Consider the following 20,610-nt stretch of genomic DNA (forward strand, 5'->3'; position numbering starts at 1 on the left):
CAAAAGCGGAGTCTCTTCTGAGGCTTCGCTTTTGTTTATGTGACTTCTACTCGTTTTTTCGTCCTGGCAAACAACTTGTAATTTGATGACAATGTGATTCTACCAAACTTGAAAATTTTTAAAGAGATTTCGTATCTTTACGTAGGTATATATCCTCTGTAGAGTCCGTTTTTTTAATATTTAAAATATGTAGTGAAATAAAACCAATAAGTCCTATTCCGCCGAAAATAAGCCATGGTGTATACATTCCGTTTAAGTTGGATGTAAAAGATGTACCGGTATAATTACCGATGATAAAACCAAATGCGAGTGATAGTTGATAGAATCCGAAGTAAGTAGCTGTATATGATTCGTTACTGTAATTTGCAATAGCGATATCAACGTTAGGTAATACGAGTGTTTCACCGATTGTAAATAAAATTACACAAATGAATAGCCAATATGGGTGTTGAAATAAAGGAATGAGTAAAAAGGAAATACTCATTAATAAAACACCGTATTTAATAATCGAAAGTGTGTTGTATTTGTGAAATAGTTTTCGGAATAACACCATAAATATGACGCCTGTTATTGCATTCATCGTAATAACTAGTGTAGCAAGCTGGTTGCTATTACTAATGTTTTTCATATGAAGTGGAAGTGCGACAGTAAGCTGAGTAAACATAATATAGAAGAAAATCATAATAAGTGAAAACAAAAGGAAAGATTTGTTTTGTAAGATAGCCTGTATCCCTAATGTAATAGACGTGTTTTCAGTAGTGACTTGGAAGTGATTTTTAAGGAAGTAAAAGATAAAAGCGAATAGCAGCATAAGAGATCCTGTTAGAGAGAAGGCATAAATTGGATCAAGTAAGAGTAAGAACCCTCCTGCGATTGGTCCGATTATTGCACCGCAATTAAAACTAAGGTTTAAATATGTAAATAAATTTTTTCTCATATGAGCTGGCTGTGAGCCGAATATGGCGCGAGCAGCAGGTTCGTAGAATGCAGTTCCGAAGCCGATAAGTGCAGAAGAAATAGAAAGCGTATAGAAATCGGAGCATATTCCTAAAGCGATAAATCCGATTCCTCTTAAAAATAATCCGGCTATCATCATAATGATATAGCCTATTTTGTCAGCAATTAATCCTGAGAATAATGGGATAACTCGTGATGTGATTGTCATAACCGTCAACACTGTTCCTACTTGAACAGCAGAAAAATGAAGAAAGCTTAATAGATAAATAGCTAAAAATGCGTATACTGCAAAGTACCCAAAAGACATAAAAAATGAAGAAATAAGCATGAAACGTATCGGTATTGAGAAACTTTTCATAGAACTCCTCCTAATATTGTAACCAGTAAAATTATTTAATGGTTAACTATTTTATATTATAATTATACATAAAGTCAGAAAAAAGTAAATTTTAAGAAGAAGGTGGATGGAATTGAATCAAAATGCACCAAATGAATTAGAATATATTCGAGAATTTTTAAATACATGGAAAATACCAAACGATACGAGAGAGCCAATTGATATGCTGCAAACAGAAGAGGATATCATGCTCTTTATGAAAGAATATTTTCATGAAGAGGTTCCATTTCATACGATAGAGGAATTAAAAAGTTTTCGAGAAGATATTCGGGTGACAATTGAAGGTGGAGAATCATTGCAAAAGTGGTTAGAGAAATACCCATTTCATGTACATGTAAAGGAAGATATGAAAGGTATTACATATGAGCCTGTGCACGAAGAGAATGTATATACAAAAGTATTAAGCATTGTTTTAATGACGATTCAAGAAAATTTGTGGGGAAGGTTAAAAGCATGCCCAGATTGTCGTTGGGTATTTTATGATCATTCGCGAAATGGAAGTAAAAGATGGTGCGGTATGTATGCTGGAGAAGCAGGAGGAAGAGCGTGCGGAACGATCGCGAAAGTGAAAAATTACCGGGCGAAGAGAAAAGGGAGATCGGGTTATAATGTGTAATTTATAGTAGGGCAAGAAAATTGGATGGGGGAATGTAGAATATGAAAGGTACACAAATGTTAGCTTTGAATAAGAAGTGTTGGGATACAGTTGCGCCTTATTTCTTTCAAGTGGATTGTTTACCGAAATATGGTCCGTATACAGCGTCTGAAGATGAGATTCATTTGTTCGATTCAATAAGAAATAAAAAGGTTCTTGATATTGGATGTGGAAGTGGGCATTCGTTGCAATATATGGCAGAACATGGGGCAGAGGAAGTATGGGGTCTTGATCTTTCAAGTGAACAAATTAAAACAGCGAATGAAACGTTAAAGTGTTGGAATCCAAAGTTAATATGCGGAGCAATGGAAGAAGAAGGAGATATTCCGAAAGGGTATTTTGATATTGTATACTCCATTTATGCATTAGGTTGGACTTCGAATTTACGAAAAACGTTGGAACTGATTTATTCATATGTAAAGCCAGGAGGAAGTTTTATTTTTAGCTGGGAGCATCCAGTGTATTCAAATTTACAGTATGGTACAGAAGAAATTACTTTTAAGTCTTCTTATCATGAAGAAACTCCTATTACGTTTGAAACATTTAAAGGGGAAAATGTACAAGCGACATTATATAAGAGAAAAATAAGTACATACATAAATGAGTTAAATAGAGCGGGATTTACAATTGAGAGAATAGAAGAGCCGGAACCATCTTGTGTATTTGATGAAGAAATAGCTGAACCTTCTACGAAATATTATTCTTTATATAAAGCTAGAATGGTGCCGACTACTTTTATTATTAAGGCGAGGAAATAAGTAGTGTTATATAAAGGAGGAGGAAAATGGTCCATGTTAGTATGGTGAAGATTGGAGAAGTACAATCTTCTATAGACGAGAAAGTGTATCGTAATTGGGGAAGTGTTATTTCAAACATCAAAATATATCCAGAGTATATTGGAGGATTAGCAGGTCTTGAGGATTATTCTCATGCAATTGTTATTTTTTATATGAATGATTTTCAGGAAGAAAATAAACAGTCGTGGGCTAGAAAGCCAAGGGGATTAAGTGATTTTGATGAAAAGGGATGTTTTGCTCAGCGGACAAAGCATCGTCCAAACCCTATTGGAATTACTACTGTTGAAATATTGTCGATTGAAAATAACGTTATGACTGTGCAAGGATTAGACGCTAATGATCGAACAGCTATTTTAGATATAAAACCATATATTGCTGTTTTTGATACAAGAGAAAATGCTCGTGTGCCAGATTGGATGAATAAGTTAATGGAAAATTATTTTTAATAGTAATACAAAAAGCTTTGCGATTATGAATCGCAAAGCTTTTTGTATTAAATTATATTGTACGTATGGTTTCCTTATCTTTTCGGTTGGAAAATATGCTGAAAGAAGTATTTGTGATGTAAGTTATCTATAACTTTATTTGCTTGATATGTGCGGTGTTGTTCTAGTCGAAGTCTTTGCTCCATCATTTTTATTGCGTGATCTGATAAACGTAACATTATACATTTCTCCTTTTCTATAAATATAGGTTTTTAATTGATATCGTTCCCATATTTATAACTAAGGAGGTACACTGTGTAACATAGGCAAAAAGCACCTTCCTCTCCCATTACGCTTACGAGGTTAGCTGTCGGACTCGGGAAGTGAGAGTTTCCCTACTTAAAAAAGATTCGCCCCAAGTAGCATAGCTACAAAAATGGTTCCCCCGCTCCAAAATTTGGACTCAGCAAAAGGTTTTATAAATTAAAAGATAACATAAAGAGATGAACAAGTCAAATTATTTTGTGTTTTCTGTCTTTTTTAATTGCGTAAGAATCATACCGTCAGGAAGTATTGTATCTGATACTGTAATGAATCCGTGTTTTTTATATAATGTAATAGCAGGGGTATTCGCTTTACCTGTGTGTACAATGTATGTCATTGAAGAAGGGAACATGCTAAAAATATAAAGTAGCAGTTTCGTTGCGATTCCTTTTTTTAAAAAATCGGGCGATACAACGAGTCGGTGAATATCAATTGAATTTTCTTCTTGTATAAAAGAAATAAAGCCGACAAGTTTATTTGCAGAAAAATATCCATAGAATGTTTCGTCACAACTTTGAATATCGTTTACAGTATCATATAAACGGGGTATTGCAGTATTGTTTAAATAGACTGCTTCAACTTTATAGGCTGGGATTTGAACTTGTAATATGGATGATGCTACCTCAAAAGAACTGGCATGTAATTTGTGAATCATAGATCAGGAAACCTCCTTTATATATGGTATATTAATATAATTACTTTTGGCTAAGTTTGACAATGTTTTTCTTTTTTGCATATAATATATGTATCTCCATACATATATGATTCTAAGTTATATTTCTATAGTAGAATATATTTAGTGTAAATGAATTTATAATCTCATATAAGAGTTTTGTTACTCTTATGTTTGATCATACAAACTATAATAGAAATGGAGGACTAAAGATGGGATGGATTATCACATTAATAGTTGGTGCTATTATAGGTGCAATTGCTAGTTCTATAACGGGTAAAAATTTTCCAGGTGGTATGTTCGGAAATATTATCGCAGGTTTATTAGGTGCTTCGTTAGGTGGTAGATTATTTGGATCTTTTGGACCATCATTTGGTGGGATTCATGTCGTGCCAGCATTATTAGGTGCAATTGTATTAATTCTTATTGTATCATTTGTAGTGAAATCTGCAAGGAAATAAAGATATAGATCATGACGAAAAGCCCTGAATAAGGGCTTTTCATCATTCGAAGAGGTGGTTTAGTTGGAAAAAGTAAATATAAGAAAAAGAGATAAGTTGAAAAAGTTTTTTAGAGAACAAAATTATTTAGCGGTGCTACTTGGGTTTGCATTATTGTTTATCAACATATTATTGCTAACGAAAATTTCTTTTGTTTTTACTCCGTTTATCGTCTTTTTAAAAACAATTTTCTTCCCGGTATTATTGGCGGGAGTGCTATTTTATATTTTACATCCATTCGTTTCCCTTTTAGAAAAGAAAGGTGTTTCACGAATCGTATCAATAGCTTCTATATATATAATAGTACTAGGATTATTTGTATTTTTAGTTGTAACGGTAATCCCGATTATTAAAGATCAAATCGATGCATTAATAGATAACTTGCCGTATTTCGGTCATGAAATTGAACGAGCAGCACGTAGATTCGGAGAAAGTAATTTACTAGGCAAAATTCAGGAGAATTTAAATATTGATGTAGCGAGTATGGTAAAAGACTACACAGTTGATTTTACGAAGTCGTTATCATCAGTAACAGGAAATGTAACTGGATTTTTAAGTACTGTTACAGAGGTCGTTTTAACGTTTGTAATGGTTCCGTTTATATTGTTCTATCTTTTAAAAGATGGTGAGCAATTACCGAATAACTTTTTAAAGTTTATTTCAGAGCAAAGACAACCAGCAGCGATGAGAATACTAGATGATATGCATTATGCGATTAGCTCGTATATTAGAGGGCAAATTATTGTTAGCTTGTTTATCGGTATTATGCTATTAATCGGTTATCTTATTATTGGTATTAAATATGCGGTACTACTCGCTATTTTGGCAATGATTGTAAATATCGTTCCGTACGTAGGACCAATCATTGCAATTACACCAGCTTTAATTATCGCATTTATCGACTCGCCATCAATGGTGTTAAAAGTAATTATCGTTATGATGATTGTACAATTAGCAGAAGGTAAATTTATTTCTCCGCAAGTCATGGGGAAAAAGCTAGACATTCACCCGATTACTATCATTTTTATTATTTTAACTGCCGGAAATTTATTTGGAATTATGGGGATTATTTTAGCAATTCCAGGATATGCGATATTAAAAGTGTTAGTAACGCATGGGTATAGATTTGTTAAGTTGAATACGTGAAAAAAGAGCTAAAACAGATAAAACTGTTTTAGCTCTTTTTCATTAACAATTGATTTGCGTATTGGCGTGCCCATTGATCAGCTTCTAATATAGCATCGAGTGAAGGATCTTTTACGTTATGATGAGCTTCAATTGTATTGTAAATTGTTTTTTCGATATCGAAAAATGCAATTTCATTTTTAAGAAATAGTGCATTTGCAATTTCGTTCGCTGCATTTAATACGGCTGGAGTTGTACCACCAATTTTTCCACATTCAAATGCATATTGTAGACAGGGGAACTTCTCTAAATTTGGTTTTTCAAAATGCAAACTACCAATTTCTAATAAATTTAATTTTTCATAGGATGAAGGTAGTCGAGTAGGGTAGTGAAACGCATATTGAATCGGCATTCTCATATCAGGAGCACCGAGCTGTGCCATGACTGATCCATCAATAAATTCCACTAAAGAGTGAATGATACTTTCTTTATGAATCATAACATCAATTTTTTCATAAGGAATATCGAATAGCCACTTAGCTTCCATCACTTCAAACCCTTTATTCATTAACGTGGCAGAATCTATCGTTAGTTTTGCGCCCATTAACCAGTTTGGGTGTTTTAAAGCATCCTTGGCTTGTAATGTTTTCATTTCTTCACGTGTTTTATCACGAAAAGCGCCGCCAGAAGCTGTAACAATTAATTTTTCGATTTCCTTATTATTTTCCCCATTTAAACATTGGAAAATAGCTGAATGTTCACTATCAACTGGAATTAGGCGGCATCCGTTTTGTTTCGCTAGTTCGGTGACGATATGCCCAGCCGCAACTAAAGTTTCTTTGTTAGCGATAGCGATATCTTTCTTCGCCTTTAGTGCTTCAATTGTTGGGAGTAAACCTGAAACACCGACAACTGAACTTAATACAAGATTTGTATCAGGATGGGTAGATACTTCAATTAAACCATCAGTTCCATATGTAATTTTTGTATTTGTTGAAATACGAGAACGTAATGTGTCCGCTAATTCTTTTGTCGCTACGCTTACAATACGAGGCTGAAAAGATTCGATTTGTTTTTCGAGAAGATCGATATTATAATTTGCGGTTAAACCGACGATTTTAAAATGTTCAGGATGAGCGGAAACGACATCTAATGCAGATGTGCCAATGGATCCTGTTGAACCTAAAATGGATATATATTTTACCATGAAAAAACCTCCAAAGTTGTTTCGAGTATTTCTGCAAACCTATTTATTATTAGACAATTAAGGTAGAAATTCCTGCTATATAAAACAGAAAATTAGGGTTTAATTGGAAAGGGAATGTGATAAACTGTAAAAAATAACTAAAAGCAATGAAAGAGAAGAGTACATATTCGAAACTTTTTAGAGAGCTGATGTGTGGTGGAAATCAGTAAGGGATGAATATGGAATGGGCTCTGGAGCTTCTCGCTGAAATGAGTAGGTAAAGACGGTTACTTCACGTTATCGAAGTATGAAGTGAGCTAATGATAGCTAATTAAGGTGGTACCGCGGGAGTTTCTCGTCCTTTTTATAGGATGAGGGGCTCTTTTTATTTTTATTTTGAGGAAGGAGGAGTTAGTGTGAGTGAAAAAATAATGTTAACAGGAATTAAGCCGACAGGTTACCCGCATTTAGGAAATTATATTGGTGCAATTAAACCAGCATTACAAATGTCAAAAAATAATGAAGGAAAAGCATTATATTTTATAGCTGACTATCATGCGTTAAATGCTGTGCATGATCCGGCGAAGTTCAATAATTATACGAAAGAGGTAGCAGCAACTTGGTTATCGCTTGGACTTAGTGAAGACGTTATTTTTTATCGCCAAACAGAAATACCGGAGATTTTAGAATTAACGTGGATACTATCTTGCCTAACTCCGAAAGGTCTTATGAACCGTGCCCATGCGTACAAAGCGAAGGTAGAGCATAATAAAGAAGCAGGATTAGAGATCGATGCAGGTGTGAATATGGGGTTATACACGTATCCCATTTTAATGGCGGCTGACATATTATTATTTCAAGCTACTCATGTACCTGTCGGAAAGGATCAAATTCAGCATATTGAAATCGCTCGTGACATTGCGACGTATTTTAATCATACATTTGGCATGACATTTACGCTTCCAGAGTTTGTGATACAAGAAGATGGTGCAATTTTACCGGGGCTTGATGGAAGAAAAATGAGTAAAAGTTATGGGAATGTCATCCCGTTATTTGCAGAGCAAGAAAAACTACGAAAATTAATTTTTAAAATCAAAACAGATTCTTCACTTCCAAATGAATCGAAAGAGCTAGAAACGTTATTTACAATTTATAAAGAATTTGCGACAGAAGATGAAATTCAGTCGATGCGTGAAAAGTATGAGACTGGCATTGGATGGGGTGATGTGAAAAAAGAATTGTTTCGCGTTGTAGACCGTGAATTAGCCGGACCTCGTGAGAAATATGAGATGTATATGAATGAGCCGCATTTATTATATGAAGCGTTAGAAAAAGGTGCTGAGCGGGCAAGAGAAATCGCGAAGGTAAATTTAGCGGAAATTAAAAAACGGATTGGATTTGAGAGGGAACGTTAAGCGTTCCCTTGTTTTTTTATAAAAAAATCGAACGAAATTTAAATTTGTTACCAATATAGATTGAGGGAGGGATAGAAATGGATGCAATTCTCGAATTAAAAATGTTGTTATTTCAAATAGGAACAGAAATTGTACCACCTAGTAATCTAAAAGAAAAAATTTTAATTCAAGTTAATCTAATGGAGGAAATAACATTTAATAATGTTGAGGTGAATAAAGATGAGTGAAGTTGTGTTAGCAGTTCAAGGTTTAAGTAAGACTTATGAGAGTGTAGATACAAATGTTAGAGCCTTACAAAATGTATCTTTGGAGTTAAATAAAGGGGAGCTCCTTGCCGTGATGGGAACGAGTGGGTCTGGGAAGAGTACATTACTTAACATACTTGGTGCTTTAGACAAGCCTGATGAGGGTGTTGTATATGTAAATGGTGAAGTGCCTAACAATATGTTTGTTGAACCATATGCGACGGAGTACAGACGGGATAACATAGGATTTATTTTTCAGTCATTCCATTTATTAAAGGATTTATCTGTAGAAGAAAATATTGCATTACCCCTCATATTATCAGCCGATTCAGAAGAGGAGATACGAGAAAAAACAAATAAAATATTAGATGTTCTTGGTTTAGTAAATTGGAGAAATCATCGACCAGCTCAACTTTCTGGGGGACAACAACAACGTGTTGCAATTGGTAGGGCATTAATAACATCTCCTCCAATTGTTCTTGCAGATGAGCCTACTGGAAATTTAGATTTCAATACGTCTAATGATATTTTACGAGTACTAGTTGATATGAAACAAAGATTTAATCAAAGTATGATTCTTGTTACTCATGATCCTCATATCGCTACGTATGCAGATCGGGTTCTCTTCTTTCATAATGGAGAAGTTGTTGATGATTATACGTGTTCTCATGGAGTAAATGATATGAATATTATTTTAGATAAATTTTAAAAATTAATGGAGAAATCAAAATGATAAAATCAGTACGGGGATTAAGTTTACGCTTTTTTAAGACGAATAAATTTACTGCTATTTCCTCTATAGTTAGTGTTATGTTGGCTGTTTCTCTAATTGTTACGATGATTGTATTTTCGAATCATGCGAAACAGTCTGTTATAAATGAAGTTAAAAATTTATATGGAGATATGGACTTATCTGTTGGATATAACCCTGATCAAAATAAATTGATGGATAAATCTTTACTAAAAAATATTAAGGAACAAGAAAATATTGAATACATGTCAAAAGTATTAGTAAATCATTTGCAAGTGAATAAATTGAATACAGCTATTTATTCAGTAGGTGTTCAAAATGATTCGTTATCTAAAAGTCGATATCACTTCTCTAAAAATCTATCAAATGAGGAAGTAACATTAAATGATGGATTAGCCGAAACTTTACAAGTAGAAGTTGGGGAAAGGATTGAAATAGAAAATAAATCCTATGTAGTAAAAGAAGTGTTACCTGATATAGAAGCTGGAGGTTCAGCTCCGGATATACTTGTTTTATCAGAAGGTGCAGTGAAACAGCACGTATATGAAAAAACAGGTAAACACAATGAGGCTACTTATGTGTTGATAAAAGCAAAAGAGAATGCCGATGTATTAGCATTGTCTAGTCAAATTCATAAAATAGACAAAGAATTAAGAATCGATATTGCGGAGGAAGATGAGTTTTTAAAAAGTAACTTAGCGTCATTACATATTTTTATAGTTATTGTATCTGTATTAATACTTATTATTACATCGTTATTATTAATGTCTAATTTTGAAGTGTTTTTATATAAATATAAAAACCAATTTGCTATTATGCGATCAATGGGAGCAACAACGAAACAAATGTTTAAAGTTATATTTATTCAATGTAGTGTAATTAATTTCTTTGGTGGAATATTTGGTTTGTTACTAGCTGTAATAAGTAACCGTTTTTTACAAAGTTGGCTAGAACAGTTATTTGCTTTTCAAATTAATTCGATGAGTTTTGACTATAAAATAGCGATTGTAACAATGATTTGTAGTATCTTTTTTATTGAACTGTTTATGTTATATCCTTCATACAGAAGTTCGAAAATATTACCAGTAAAGCTTATGCGCGAAAATGAAGAATCCGACTTTTCTAATGAAAAAACACGCAGTATGATGGGGAAAGTCCTTTTAATTAGTAGTATATTTTTAACTGTTTTTGGTGGCTTTGTAGCAAATACAGGAGACACGCAGGCGATAGTGATAGTAATTGGATCTATATTTCTCGTTTTAGGATTGTATGTTTTATTTCCTATTTATCTTTCTTCGATATTAGAATTATGTCTACTTATGATGAAAAAAATATTTGGAAGGAATACATTTGTTGCTATTAAAAATGTAATTCCGCAAGTAAGGAAAAATACATTTGTTATCTTAATGATAAGTACAATGATGGTGATAGTTGTCTTCGGCTTCACTATATTTAAAACGATGCAAAAAAATCATGAAAGATATTTAAAACGAGAATTTCCAACACATATTGTTGTGGAAAATCGTTTGACTAATGATTCAACCATTACCTTACCTCATATACAAAATATATTTAAAGAAATAAGTAGTGTAAAAGGAGCTAGTACAATTAGTACGAACTCACTGGCAGAATTAAAACAAGGTAAAAATTATATTACTTTTGACTATAATTTAGGTGATTTAAAGGAAATGGAAAAGCAAGGATTACTGCCAGAAGTACCTGCCAATTTGGAGAATAGTATAATTGTTACAAAAGAGTTAGCGGAGCGGTATAAACTTCATGTAGGTGATATCGTTCAATTGGGTCTATTTTCAGAACAGGAACAAAAAGTTAGACCGACTAGTAAGGTAAAAATCGGATTAATTGTTAATGAGCTACCGAATTCTCCTTCAGTACTTATGGATTGGAGTAATGTAACATATAAACAAGATTATACAGTTTTTGAGCGTGCATTTATTAGTTCAAATAATGAGAGGGAGACGTTGGAGCAATTAAAGAAATTGAAAGGGCAATATCCACAATTAAAAATAAGTAGTTATACTCAATCGTTAAAACAATCTAATTTAATGTTTCAGCAAAGGTGGTCCATCTTTATCGTTGTTATTGTAGTAATTTTGTTTAGTGTAACATTAGGGGTATGTAATACACTTATAAATAATATTCAATCTAAAAGACAAGAGTTTGCTATTTTACGAGCAATAACAGTTAAGAAAAAAGGGATTGTACAAGTTATTTTGACGCAAGTTAATTTATATGTACTTATTGGGATTATACTAGGGGCTGTTATAGGCATATTATTAACCTACATGGTAAGTATAATAGATCGTACACCTTTATTTTTTGATTTCAAACTTATTGTAACGGTAATAGCGGGGATGTTCGGAATAGTCCTTATTATTTTTATACCTTTTGCTAATAGAATAGGAAAAAGGGATATTGTTCAAGAGTTAAATAGGGATAATAAATAAAAATATAGTCAAGATGAATTCCATCTTGACTATATTAATAATTCAATTCGAATTCCGAAAGTCTGTAACAATCCTCTCAATAACAGAAGGAAGATGACTAGGTAATTCATCAAGTGAAAAGAAGCGCAGTTCTTTCGATTCCGTTTGATCGCATACAAGCTCACCGTGGAATTCTCGGCAAATATAAACAACGAGTACACCATGTACTTGATCACCGTTTGGATAGATTTGAAAGAAATCAGCTCCTGAGTATGTACGGAAAAGTTCTGGATTTTTAATGATAAGTCCGGTTTCTTCATATACTTCTCGTTTTAAAGCGTCTTCTAACGTTTCGTTATATTCTAAGGCGCCTCCAATAATGCCCCAGCGATTAAAATCTGTACGGAGCTGCAGTAATATTTCATTTTTCTCATTTAATATAATGGCGTGTGAACCTATTAAAATAAGTGGATGATTTCCTACTAGATTTCTCATGTCTTCAATATAGCCCATATTTCTTCTCCTTATATTTAATAATAATTAGGCAGTTCTTTTAACATTTTTTCTGTTTTACGTGCTGTAAATGCTAAGTTATGATCATCTTTTGTTCTAAAAAATAATGTGCGTAAAAAGATTTTAATGTTTGCGCATAAAATACAATATTCATTAAGGGAAAGGCGTTTTCTAATTTGAGGAAGCCTTTTTATTTTTTTATAAATAATTGAAACTAACTCATCTTGCGGGAAATCATGATATAGCATAGATAGTAACGGTGTAACAATTCGTTCATCTTCATTATTATGAAAAAGATCCGATGGGATGAAAATTTTATTTAATAAGCAATGAATTAATTCCTCGTACCATTCAAAGGTCGTATAGGAATTGTGAACAATTTCAGAAAAGGCATCAGATACGTGGGCAAGACAATGAGCCCATCCTTTATTTTCAATATAGCCTCGAAAATCCATTTCTAAGTTTGTGTATGTAATGAGTTTGTGTTTTATTTCTTCGATATCCTCCTCTGTAAAAAAGTAGTGCGAGTTAGCGAATTGGAGTATTAATGCAATTAACGAAACAGTATAAGAACGTGTGAAAACCCCATCTGTAAGTGGGGAGTAAATGTCACAATATAAATACTCATCACTTAAACAAGTTTGTAGAAGTAATTTCAGTTGATCGTCCATAAGGAATTCATGATGAATGAAATGTGCAAAACATTTATATATAAGTTGGTAACGAACGTAACTATCAGTTGTTCCGATAAACTGAAGCATGTTCAACGTTAACTCATTAATATCTATATGTTGCAGTTGCGTATAGTCATTTTGTTGTATAAGCTCTAACTGTTGTTGCAGCGCTGTAATATCCAATGGAGAACCTCCTCCGCACTTTAAAGATGCGATGTTTTCTAGTATTCTATATATTCAAGGACAATCCTGCTCATGCAAGGAGAACAAGTAGAAATTCGAGTATGACATAGATGAGGGAAGTATATGATGACTATAGAACAGTTAGAAAAACATTTTAAAATAAGAAGAAATGCTTCTTCTATAATGATAAAAGAAAATAATGCAGAGGTTTTTACAGAAGAGCAATTAGAAGAGATAATGCAATATTGCGTTGTTGAAGCTGAAAAAGATGGAATAGAAGAATTGCAATTTGAGATTTCTTCAAAAAGCCCAAATTATGATGTGTATAAGAAATGTTTCGAAACGTATTCGTTTGAATATATTACTGAAAACATGATTGTATTTAAGGATATATATGAAGTAGAAGATGTAGAAAGTGAAATCGATTTTAAGCTTATTGAAGAAGTAGGAGAAGATATATTTTATTCTCTTTGGAACGAAATGACGGAAGAACAAGTCACTTATGATCAATTTGTAAATACGATGCTACAAGAAATTGGTGGGCAATGGAAAGAACATTGTTTAACAGCGAGTATCGCTGAAGAGCCAATAGGAATTGTAATCCCGCATATTGAGAGAGGTACGTTAGAAGAAGGAAAACTCATGTATTTCGCAGTCGCTCCAAATATGCGAAATAAAGGGTATGAAACGGCATTCTTTACAGGAGCAATGTTTGTTTTAAAAGAAATAGGTGCATCTTATTATATTGGCGAGATAAATGTACAAAATGAGTGGATGAAGGATGTTTTTGAAAAGAACGGATGTCAGTTGTTAAGTTCTACCGAGCGATATGTGAGGAAGTTTTAGGAGGATGAATGGTGTATACTCTCGAACTCGTATAGCGGGAGGGGACTATATATGTTAAAACAATTCATGCATTCATTCGTTTTACTGTATCCAGATGTATTGTTAGAAGACTGGAAAGTTGAAAAGGTTTCAGAACGTTATGAAGGTGAAAAGTGGGAAACATTTTGGTTTCAAGTTGTTACGCCAACTAGTATATTTCGGGTGAAAGAGTTTTTCCTCGATATAATGGAGCCGGTATTTCCAGATAGTTGTATTTCTCAAGCAAAAGGAGCTTGTTTTCAATATAAAGGGCTTGTGTATTGGAAAGGTGTAAATTATAAGGGAAAAGAAAGTTACGTTACATCTAAATGGAAAACACAAATTGAAATTTCTATTGATCGTGGATATGTAAACCAAGATGAAATGGAAAGATTTCTATTTGGGTTACAACCTGTAAATATGGAGTTGGCGAAAACGATATTACATACACCATTTCATTTATTAAGCTTTCAAGCAAAAAGAGGTGAAATTGGTGAAATAGGAAGATGTCGAGAGTGGAATTTTCCACATGATGCATCATATTCGAAATTGTCAATTCATGAAAAGTTAAGTTGGAAGCTTGAATCGGCCGGATTAGGAAATGACGAAACGCAGTATGTATACTGGGATGAAAATAGTAAACTATATGCACTTTGGGTTTGTAGGCATAAAAACAAAGCGTACTATCCTGTTTCTTCATGGACAACGAATTATAGTGTTAAAAAGATGATAAACGGGTTAGAGTTTTATTCGCATCCAGATCGTGGAACAGTTGTATATGAAGATTTAGATGATGAGCAAATCGCATATGTATTTCGTGGGAATCCGTGTACAACTTATGAACAAATAAAAGAACTTTTTGCATGTTTGTAAGATAAAAAGAAAAATCGAAACGACAAAGTAAGCGTTCCTATAATACAATAGAGAAGGATTAGACTATACAAAGAAAGTGTTGGTGAGAGAATGGAGCAGCAAAGAAATTGGCTACAAGCAACTGTAGAACGAAATGAAGATAATACGTTACATATAAAGTGGGAAAATAATATAGAAGAAGTTCGCATTTATTGGAGTACTTCACCAGATCATATTGAAGAAAATGGAGAATTACTTGCAACGGTAAATGGAGAATCATCATGTACAATTCAAAACCCGAGTGAAACTGAACGTCCATATTTTAGGTTAGTAGGAAGTAATGGACAAGCAGTGACGGTAGCTGAGCGTAGATTACCATTACAAGGTGCGTTTAACTTCCGTGATATGGGAGGATATGAAACGACTGAAGGCCGTAAAGTAAAATGGGGTAAATTGTATCGTTCTGAAGAATTAGCAGGATTAACAGAATGGGATATCGAGTATTTACAGAAGTCTAGCTTAAAATTAATTTGTGATTATCGTACAGATTTTGAAGTGAAACATAAGCCAAATCCAGATATTACAGGCGCTCGCCAAGTATGCTTACCAGTGATGCAAGACTTAGCGAAAGATTTAAATATAAATGAGTTTTTCCAAGTTGGTGATTTATCAGTATTAGGTAAACCAGGCGAATACCTTGTGAAAATGAATCAAGATTTTGTAAGTGGTAATGAGGCGTTTGTGAGCTTCTTAAAACTCGCTCAAAATCCAGAAAACTTACCGTTAGTAAACCACTGTACAGCTGGAAAAGACCGTACTGGATTTGGTTCTGCATTATTATTACTTCTATTAGGTGTATCAGAAGAAACAGTAATGAAAGACTACTTACTAAGTAACGGTTTCCGTGAAAAGTTAAATGAAAAAATGATGGCATTTTTAGGTGCGAAATTACAGAACGACGAAAGTAGAGCAATATTAGGTGCAATGTTTGAAGCACGTGCTGAGTATTTACAAGCTGCGATTGATGAAGTTAAAAAGCAATATGGATCAGTTGAAGTATACGCTGAAAAAGCTCTTGGCTTTACGAAGGAATCGTTAGAGGAAATGAAAGAATTATTGCTAGAAGATAAATAATGAGGAGGGAGGCTGATTGGATTAGCCTCCTTTTATTATTGTTGCTATAATTAAGCTATGAGAATATAGGAATTGAGGCGAACATCATGAAATACAAAGTAATACTATTCGACGTAGACGATACATTATTAGATTTCCCTGAAACGGAAAGAAACGCATTACATAACGCGTTTGTACAGTTCGGCATGCCTACAGGATATGATGATTATCTTGCAAGTTATAAAGAGATTAGTAATGGATTATGGAGAGATTTAGAGAATAAAATGATTACGCTAAGTGAATTAGCGGTAGACCGATTTAGACAATTATTTGCACTTCATAATATAGAAGTAGATGCGCAGCAATTTAGTGATGTATACCTTGAAAACTTAGGGAAAGAAGTACATCTTATAGAAGGTGCAGTGCAATTATGTGAGAACCTTCAAGATTGCAAGCTAGGTATTATTACGAATGGATATACTAAGGTGCAACAATCGAGAATTGGAAATTCGCCTTTATGTAACTTCTTTGATCATATTATTATTTCAGAAGAGGTTGGCCATCAAAAACCGGCACGTGAGATTTTCGACTATGCATTTGAAAAACTTGGGATTACTGATAAATCCAGTGTACTAATGGTTGGAGATTCGCTAACTTCTGATATGAAAGGCGGAGAAGATTACGGTATTGATACTTGTTGGTATAATCCGAGTCTGAAAGAAAACAAGACAAGTGTTAAGCCGACCTATGAAGTGGAGAGTTTGCTGCAAATTTTAGGGATTGTGGATATTGCGGAAAAAAGTGTAGTCTGTTCCTAATCTGAATGAAATTATATCGACGTTTCGACAAGAGATATTGATTTAACCGCATGTTATGACAAAAAAGTCCCTTATTATAGGGGCTTTTTTTACATTAATCCTCAAAAATAAAAATCTCATCAATCGTACTATGAAGTGCCTTCGCAATATCGTGGGCGAGTTGCAAGGAAGGATTATATTTTCCTTTTTCAAGGTGGCTAATTGTTTCACGGCGTACACCAACGCTCTTCGCTAAATCTTCTTGTGTCATATTCAATTTGGCACGGTATTCTTTTATCTTCGTTACGAACGCCATGGCGTATCTTCCATTTCATCAACTGGTTTATCGTAAAAGAACATAGAGAATCCGAATGTAAGAATGAGTGTGCCGAAAATAATAGCGATATCAAGTTCTTGCAACACTGGATTAGGAAATAACATTTCAATAAACATAATGATAGCGGCAGTTAATAACGTAACGATAAAAGCATTTCGGCACGATTTATTGACGATTTGTTCAAACAGTTCATCGTGTTGAACCGTTCTATATGTTGTGAAAAAGGAGAAGAAACAGAACATAGTAAACAATCCTTTTTCATAAAAAAATCCGAGAAAACCGAAGAAACCGAGAAATCCTAAATATTTTATCCAAGTTGTTTTCACGATAGATTCTCCTTTCAATGTTAGAAATAAAGTGAAACTTTAATCAGTGGGGGGGTGTTCATCCCCCACTGATTATTAGCCTTCACCAAGCGGGCGTTTACGGGCAGTTGATCTCCCACCTAACCTCTTTGCTACAGCCGAATTTTGAGGTGGGAGTCTTACTGCCAGTTAATGCGGGATAAATCACGTTATGTTAGAAATATATCGCATATGGATATGAATGGTAATAATAGTTTTCCAATTTTTTTCATAATAATAGTAAAAAGACTAAATATACTGCGAAATAAAGAGGATAATATTGTAAAATGATTGTAAGGAGGGGGAGGAAGGAATGTTAACTTGGATAATGATTGTTGTATTACTTGTAGTGATTACTGTAATTGCGACGGTATTAATTGGACGAAATGGTGATGCGAATTATAGTAAAGCGACAAAAGGGAATATTAAACGGCTGACGTTGATTTATATTATATTAGCTGTCGTTTTAATCGTTGGATTAGGCGTGTATATCTATTTTAAAGGTTAAGAAAACTGAAAAAATATAAAAATCTAAAAATAGAAGTATGCTATAATATCAATATAGTTATTTGGTAATTAAGGAAAGGATTGGATGGAATGATTGAAATTACGAATGTGTCAAAAAGTTATAATGGGTCTACCTATGCAGTAAAAGATTTAAGTTTATCTGTGCCTAGCGGAGAAATCTTTGGATTTTTAGGACCGAATGGTGCTGGTAAATCAACGACAATTAAGATGATTACTGGTGTTCATGGGGTGGATAAAGGGACCATTACGATTAACGGTAAAGATATTATGAAAGAGCCGATGGAAGCGAAAAAGACGTTTGGTTATGTTCCAGATAGTCCAGATATGTTTTTGCGATTAAAAGGAATTGAATATTTAAATTTTATGGCAGATATGTATGAGGTGCCGAAAGAAGTACGACAAGAACGAATAGAGTCTTTAGCGAAGAAATTTGATCTTTATAATGCTTTATCGGATCAAATTCAAAGTTATTCACACGGTATGAGACAAAAAATCGTTATTATTGGTGTGCTTATACATGAGCCGGATGTATGGATTTTAGACGAACCGTTAACTGGTCTTGATCCGAAATCTGCATATATTTTAAAAGAAATGATGAGAGAGCATGCGGATAAAGGAAAGATTGTATTTTTCTCTACACACGTATTAGAAGTAGCAGAAAAAATATGTGACCGCGTCGCGATTATTAATAAGGGAAATCTTCAGTTTAAAGGGAATTTAAATGAAATGAGAGACCATTTTGAATCCAATGAATCACTTGAAAAAATGTTCTTGGAGATGACGGGAAATGAGTAAAATTTGGACGTTAACGAAGGTATTATTGAAATTAAATTATGCAGATTTCATAACAGATAAAAAGAAAAGATGGGCGTATTTATTTTCATTTGCAGCCATTTTATTTGTTGGCTTTTTAATATTTGGTTCGATGACGCATGGAATATATGAAGGGATGATACACCTCGGACAGGATCCAGGAATTGTTATTGCGATGGGATTAGCAGTTGCTAGTATATGGGTATTTTTGATGAGTATTATGAACATTTTAACAGTGTTTTACTATAGTAATGATGTTGAAATGTTACTACCGTTACCGTTAAAACCAGCGCAAATTATTTCGGCAAAGTTCTTTACAGTGTTAATTACACAATACGTAATGAGCTCGTTTATTTTATTGCCTATCTTTATTACTTATGGTTTAAAGAGTGGTGCTTTCATTACATATTACATTTATATGATTGTCATTTACTTATTCTTCCCGATCATTCCGCTAGTTTTAGCTTCGTTAATTATGACAATTATTATGAGGTATACGAATATAGCGAAAAACAAAGATCGAGGAAGTATATTTATTGGAATCGTAAGTATACTATTTATCGTCGGAATCAATGTATTTATGCAATGGAGAAATAAAAGTGCAGTATCTGGAGCTGGAGATTCAGTTGCGAATTATCTTACAAATAATCAATCCTCCCTTTTCATACAAATGACAAATTATTTTCCGACTACATATTTTGGTGCAATGGGATTAGTAGAAAATGCATCGTGGAAAGGAATATTATACGTACTAATATACATTCTTATTTCTATCGCATTTTTCGGTCTGTTTTATTACATTGCAGAGCGTACATATTTAAAAGGGGTTATTGGACTTTCAACGAGTACAGCAAAGAAAGAGGTAATTTCAGCAGAAGGCTTACAGAAATCAACGGTACAAAGTTCACATTTAAAAGCGTATGTGAAAAAAGAATTTAAAACGTTATTCCGCACGCCACAATTTTTCTTAAATTGTATTGTGCAAACTTTCGTTATGCCAATTATGCTGTTCTTTGTTTTATTTGTACAAGATGGAAATTTAAAATGGATTACAGGGTATATTAATAATCCAGAATCAGCAGGTTTTGCAATTGGTGTTGGCCTTTGTGCGTCGTTATTTTTAATGGGAAATAACGTAATTGCAACAACGTCATTCTCACGAGAGGGAAGCTCTTGGTTTGTGAATCGTTACTTACCAGTAAAGGCTTCGGATATCTTTTTTGCGAAAGCAATAACTGCTTGGTTAATTAATGTGTTCATTTTAGCAGTATTCGGTATTACGATGGCAGTTGTAGCAGGTATTTCGCCGGTCTTCATGATACTTTGGTTCTTACTAAGTGCGAACGGTTTATTGTTAATTAATTTAATCGGTACGCGCTGGGATGCACAAACTGCAGATATTCATTGGGATACCGAGCAGAAATTATTTAAAAGTCGGTATACAACTCTGTGGAATTTTTTAGCTAATATTTTAATAGCTTTAGTTATTGTAGCGGGTGTAAGTGTATTATACTTCTTCCTTCAAGTAGGACTTTGGATTATGTTTATCGTTTTATTTGTAATGTTTACGATTGTAAATTATATCTTTATTAAAATGTTAAAATTAGGTGCTGAACGTATACTGTCAAATATTCAATAAGAAGATAGATCCTCTGTATTCATGCAGGGGATCTGTGTATAGATGGAGGAGAAAAA

The 20,610-nt window shown here is 33.5% G+C and carries 24 protein-coding genes, 1 riboswitch and 1 other annotated feature; of the genes, 16 read left to right on the top strand and 8 right to left on the bottom strand.

Annotated elements, in window-relative coordinates:
- Positions 1-118: 118 nt before the first annotated feature.
- Positions 119-1,315: an MDR family MFS transporter gene (locus tag SJY24_RS13855; RefSeq protein ID WP_377865018.1), complete on the bottom strand. Its 1,197-nt coding sequence runs from the start codon at positions 1,313-1,315 to the stop codon at positions 119-121.
- A gap of 112 nt (positions 1,316-1,427) precedes the next feature.
- On the opposite strand from SJY24_RS13855, the gene SJY24_RS13860 reads away from it, so the two are divergent.
- Genes SJY24_RS13860 through tsaA form a run of 3 tightly spaced genes read left to right on the top strand, consistent with a single transcriptional unit; the run spans position 1,428 to position 3,252 of the window.
- Positions 1,428-1,970 carry a CGNR zinc finger domain-containing protein gene (locus tag SJY24_RS13860; protein ID WP_377865019.1) on the top strand — a complete coding sequence of 181 codons (543 nt, stop codon included), beginning with the start codon at positions 1,428-1,430 and terminating at the stop codon, positions 1,968-1,970.
- Positions 1,971-2,011: 41 nt separating this feature from the next.
- Complete coding sequence (locus tag SJY24_RS13865) at positions 2,012-2,767, top strand: class I SAM-dependent methyltransferase (RefSeq protein ID WP_016091815.1); 756 nt, start codon at positions 2,012-2,014, stop codon at positions 2,765-2,767.
- Positions 2,768-2,793: 26 nt separating this feature from the next.
- Positions 2,794-3,252 carry a tRNA (N6-threonylcarbamoyladenosine(37)-N6)-methyltransferase TrmO gene (tsaA, locus tag SJY24_RS13870; RefSeq protein ID WP_377865020.1) on the top strand — a complete coding sequence of 153 codons (459 nt, stop codon included), beginning with the start codon at positions 2,794-2,796 and terminating at the stop codon, positions 3,250-3,252.
- A gap of 74 nt (positions 3,253-3,326) precedes the next feature.
- On the opposite strand, the gene SJY24_RS13875 is transcribed toward tsaA, so the two are convergent.
- Entirely contained in the window at positions 3,327-3,470 is a 144-nt protein-coding gene (locus SJY24_RS13875; protein WP_002137343.1) for a hypothetical protein, read from the bottom strand.
- A 97-nt stretch (positions 3,471-3,567) separates the two neighbouring features.
- A riboswitch (cyclic di-AMP (ydaO/yuaA leader) is annotated at positions 3,568-3,710 on the bottom strand.
- Between the two features lie 38 nt (positions 3,711-3,748).
- Entirely contained in the window at positions 3,749-4,210 is a 462-nt protein-coding gene (locus SJY24_RS13880; protein WP_377865021.1) for a GNAT family N-acetyltransferase, read from the bottom strand.
- A 230-nt stretch (positions 4,211-4,440) separates the two neighbouring features.
- Between SJY24_RS13880 and SJY24_RS13885 the strand changes: the two genes are divergently transcribed.
- Positions 4,441-4,689: a GlsB/YeaQ/YmgE family stress response membrane protein gene (locus SJY24_RS13885; protein WP_377865022.1), complete on the top strand. Its 249-nt coding sequence runs from the start codon at positions 4,441-4,443 to the stop codon at positions 4,687-4,689.
- A 63-nt stretch (positions 4,690-4,752) separates the two neighbouring features.
- The gene (locus SJY24_RS13890; RefSeq protein WP_377865023.1) at positions 4,753-5,874 is read left to right on the top strand and encodes an AI-2E family transporter; all 1,122 of its coding nucleotides are present in this window, start codon (positions 4,753-4,755) and stop codon (positions 5,872-5,874) included.
- A 28-nt stretch (positions 5,875-5,902) separates the two neighbouring features.
- Here the strand turns inward: SJY24_RS13890 and SJY24_RS13895 are convergent, their stop codons facing one another.
- Positions 5,903-7,060, bottom strand: coding sequence for a 1-deoxy-D-xylulose-5-phosphate reductoisomerase (locus tag SJY24_RS13895; RefSeq protein WP_000241776.1), 1,158 nt, complete (start codon positions 7,058-7,060; stop codon positions 5,903-5,905).
- A gap of 137 nt (positions 7,061-7,197) precedes the next feature.
- Positions 7,198-7,405, top strand: a binding site (T-box leader).
- Between the two features lie 5 nt (positions 7,406-7,410).
- On the opposite strand from SJY24_RS13895, the gene SJY24_RS13900 reads away from it, so the two are divergent.
- The 4 genes from SJY24_RS13900 (at position 7,411) to SJY24_RS13915 (ending at position 11,918) form a co-directional block, all read left to right on the top strand.
- Entirely contained in the window at positions 7,411-8,454 is a 1,044-nt protein-coding gene (locus SJY24_RS13900; RefSeq protein WP_377865024.1) for a tryptophan--tRNA ligase, read from the top strand.
- A 77-nt stretch (positions 8,455-8,531) separates the two neighbouring features.
- Positions 8,532-8,681: a hypothetical protein gene (locus SJY24_RS13905; protein ID WP_377865026.1), complete on the top strand. Its 150-nt coding sequence runs from the start codon at positions 8,532-8,534 to the stop codon at positions 8,679-8,681.
- Positions 8,674-9,408: an ABC transporter ATP-binding protein gene (locus SJY24_RS13910; protein WP_377865027.1), complete on the top strand. Its 735-nt coding sequence runs from the start codon at positions 8,674-8,676 to the stop codon at positions 9,406-9,408. Before SJY24_RS13905 ends, SJY24_RS13910 begins: the two co-directional genes overlap by 8 nt.
- Before the next feature lie 20 nt (positions 9,409-9,428).
- Complete coding sequence (locus SJY24_RS13915) at positions 9,429-11,918, top strand: FtsX-like permease family protein (protein ID WP_377865029.1); 2,490 nt, start codon at positions 9,429-9,431, stop codon at positions 11,916-11,918.
- Positions 11,919-11,960: 42 nt separating this feature from the next.
- On the opposite strand, the gene SJY24_RS13920 is transcribed toward SJY24_RS13915, so the two are convergent.
- Entirely contained in the window at positions 11,961-12,410 is a 450-nt protein-coding gene (locus SJY24_RS13920) for an NUDIX hydrolase (RefSeq protein ID WP_377865031.1), read from the bottom strand.
- A gap of 17 nt (positions 12,411-12,427) precedes the next feature.
- Positions 12,428-13,267 (bottom strand): DUF2785 domain-containing protein, encoded by an 840-nt coding sequence (locus SJY24_RS13925; RefSeq protein WP_377865032.1) that lies wholly within the window; start codon positions 13,265-13,267, stop codon positions 12,428-12,430.
- A 123-nt stretch (positions 13,268-13,390) separates the two neighbouring features.
- Here SJY24_RS13925 and SJY24_RS13930 point away from each other — a divergent pair, with 123 nt between their 5' ends.
- The 4 genes from SJY24_RS13930 (at position 13,391) to SJY24_RS13945 (ending at position 16,914) form a co-directional block, all read left to right on the top strand.
- A complete protein-coding gene (locus SJY24_RS13930; protein WP_377865034.1) occupies positions 13,391-14,113 on the top strand; it encodes a GNAT family N-acetyltransferase in 723 nt (240 codons plus the stop codon).
- Positions 14,114-14,164: 51 nt separating this feature from the next.
- On the top strand, positions 14,165-15,004 hold the full coding sequence (locus SJY24_RS13935) for a hypothetical protein (protein ID WP_377865036.1): 840 nt from the start codon (positions 14,165-14,167) through the stop codon (positions 15,002-15,004).
- Positions 15,005-15,094: 90 nt separating this feature from the next.
- A complete protein-coding gene (locus tag SJY24_RS13940; RefSeq protein ID WP_377865037.1) occupies positions 15,095-16,117 on the top strand; it encodes a tyrosine-protein phosphatase in 1,023 nt (340 codons plus the stop codon).
- Positions 16,118-16,203: 86 nt separating this feature from the next.
- Entirely contained in the window at positions 16,204-16,914 is a 711-nt protein-coding gene (locus SJY24_RS13945; RefSeq protein ID WP_377865038.1) for a YjjG family noncanonical pyrimidine nucleotidase, read from the top strand.
- A gap of 94 nt (positions 16,915-17,008) precedes the next feature.
- Here the strand turns inward: SJY24_RS13945 and SJY24_RS13950 are convergent, their stop codons facing one another.
- Together SJY24_RS13950 and SJY24_RS13955 are read right to left on the bottom strand one after the other, a co-directional pair.
- Positions 17,009-17,209, bottom strand: a complete 201-nt coding sequence (locus SJY24_RS13950) for a helix-turn-helix transcriptional regulator (protein WP_000896301.1) — start codon at positions 17,207-17,209, stop codon at positions 17,009-17,011.
- On the bottom strand, positions 17,197-17,556 hold the full coding sequence (locus SJY24_RS13955; protein ID WP_377865039.1) for a DUF3796 domain-containing protein: 360 nt from the start codon (positions 17,554-17,556) through the stop codon (positions 17,197-17,199). The genes SJY24_RS13950 and SJY24_RS13955 overlap by 13 nt, the downstream gene beginning before the upstream one ends.
- Positions 17,557-17,887: 331 nt before the next feature.
- Here SJY24_RS13955 and SJY24_RS13960 point away from each other — a divergent pair, with 331 nt between their 5' ends.
- The 3 genes from SJY24_RS13960 (at position 17,888) to SJY24_RS13970 (ending at position 20,554) form a co-directional block, all read left to right on the top strand.
- Positions 17,888-18,082 carry a hypothetical protein gene (locus SJY24_RS13960; protein WP_377865040.1) on the top strand — a complete coding sequence of 65 codons (195 nt, stop codon included), beginning with the start codon at positions 17,888-17,890 and terminating at the stop codon, positions 18,080-18,082.
- Positions 18,083-18,171: 89 nt separating this feature from the next.
- Entirely contained in the window at positions 18,172-18,897 is a 726-nt protein-coding gene (locus tag SJY24_RS13965) for an ABC transporter ATP-binding protein (protein WP_377865041.1), read from the top strand.
- Positions 18,890-20,554 carry a putative ABC transporter permease subunit gene (locus SJY24_RS13970; protein WP_377865042.1) on the top strand — a complete coding sequence of 555 codons (1,665 nt, stop codon included), beginning with the start codon at positions 18,890-18,892 and terminating at the stop codon, positions 20,552-20,554. The genes SJY24_RS13965 and SJY24_RS13970 overlap by 8 nt, the downstream gene beginning before the upstream one ends.
- Positions 20,555-20,610: the final 56 nt, after the last annotated feature.

Origin of the sequence: Bacillus sp. R86525 (assembly GCF_042466195.1) — a bacterium.
Classification (GTDB): Bacteria; Bacillota; Bacilli; order Bacillales; family Bacillaceae_G; genus Bacillus_A; species Bacillus_A nitratireducens.

Excerpts from the sequence above, each read along its gene's own strand:
- SJY24_RS13865 (WP_016091815.1), top strand. The coding sequence starts at position 2,012 with ATGAAAGGTACACAAATGTTAGCTTTGAATAAGAAGTGTTGGGATACA.
- SJY24_RS13885 (WP_377865022.1), top strand. The coding sequence starts at position 4,441 with ATGGGATGGATTATCACATTAATAGTTGGTGCTATTATAGGTGCAATT.
- SJY24_RS13945 (WP_377865038.1), top strand. The coding sequence starts at position 16,204 with ATGAAATACAAAGTAATACTATTCGACGTAGACGATACATTATTAGAT.
- SJY24_RS13900 (WP_377865024.1), top strand. The coding sequence starts at position 7,411 with ATGAGGGGCTCTTTTTATTTTTATTTTGAGGAAGGAGGAGTTAGTGTG.
- SJY24_RS13875 (WP_002137343.1), bottom strand. The coding sequence starts at position 3,470 with ATGTTACGTTTATCAGATCACGCAATAAAAATGATGGAGCAAAGACTT.
- SJY24_RS13920 (WP_377865031.1), bottom strand. The coding sequence starts at position 12,410 with ATGGGCTATATTGAAGACATGAGAAATCTAGTAGGAAATCATCCACTT.
- SJY24_RS13915 (WP_377865029.1), top strand. The coding sequence starts at position 9,429 with ATGATAAAATCAGTACGGGGATTAAGTTTACGCTTTTTTAAGACGAAT.
- SJY24_RS13910 (WP_377865027.1), top strand. The coding sequence starts at position 8,674 with ATGAGTGAAGTTGTGTTAGCAGTTCAAGGTTTAAGTAAGACTTATGAG.
- tsaA (WP_377865020.1), top strand. The coding sequence starts at position 2,794 with ATGGTCCATGTTAGTATGGTGAAGATTGGAGAAGTACAATCTTCTATA.
- SJY24_RS13935 (WP_377865036.1), top strand. The coding sequence starts at position 14,165 with ATGTTAAAACAATTCATGCATTCATTCGTTTTACTGTATCCAGATGTA.
- SJY24_RS13970 (WP_377865042.1), top strand. The coding sequence starts at position 18,890 with ATGAGTAAAATTTGGACGTTAACGAAGGTATTATTGAAATTAAATTAT.
- SJY24_RS13855 (WP_377865018.1), bottom strand. The coding sequence starts at position 1,315 with ATGAAAAGTTTCTCAATACCGATACGTTTCATGCTTATTTCTTCATTT.
- SJY24_RS13960 (WP_377865040.1), top strand. The coding sequence starts at position 17,888 with ATGTTAACTTGGATAATGATTGTTGTATTACTTGTAGTGATTACTGTA.
- SJY24_RS13880 (WP_377865021.1), bottom strand. The coding sequence starts at position 4,210 with ATGATTCACAAATTACATGCCAGTTCTTTTGAGGTAGCATCATCCATA.
- SJY24_RS13950 (WP_000896301.1), bottom strand. The coding sequence starts at position 17,209 with ATGGCGTTCGTAACGAAGATAAAAGAATACCGTGCCAAATTGAATATG.
- SJY24_RS13930 (WP_377865034.1), top strand. The coding sequence starts at position 13,391 with ATGATGACTATAGAACAGTTAGAAAAACATTTTAAAATAAGAAGAAAT.
- SJY24_RS13940 (WP_377865037.1), top strand. The coding sequence starts at position 15,095 with ATGGAGCAGCAAAGAAATTGGCTACAAGCAACTGTAGAACGAAATGAA.
- SJY24_RS13905 (WP_377865026.1), top strand. The coding sequence starts at position 8,532 with ATGGATGCAATTCTCGAATTAAAAATGTTGTTATTTCAAATAGGAACA.
- SJY24_RS13895 (WP_000241776.1), bottom strand. The coding sequence starts at position 7,060 with ATGGTAAAATATATATCCATTTTAGGTTCAACAGGATCCATTGGCACA.
- SJY24_RS13965 (WP_377865041.1), top strand. The coding sequence starts at position 18,172 with ATGATTGAAATTACGAATGTGTCAAAAAGTTATAATGGGTCTACCTAT.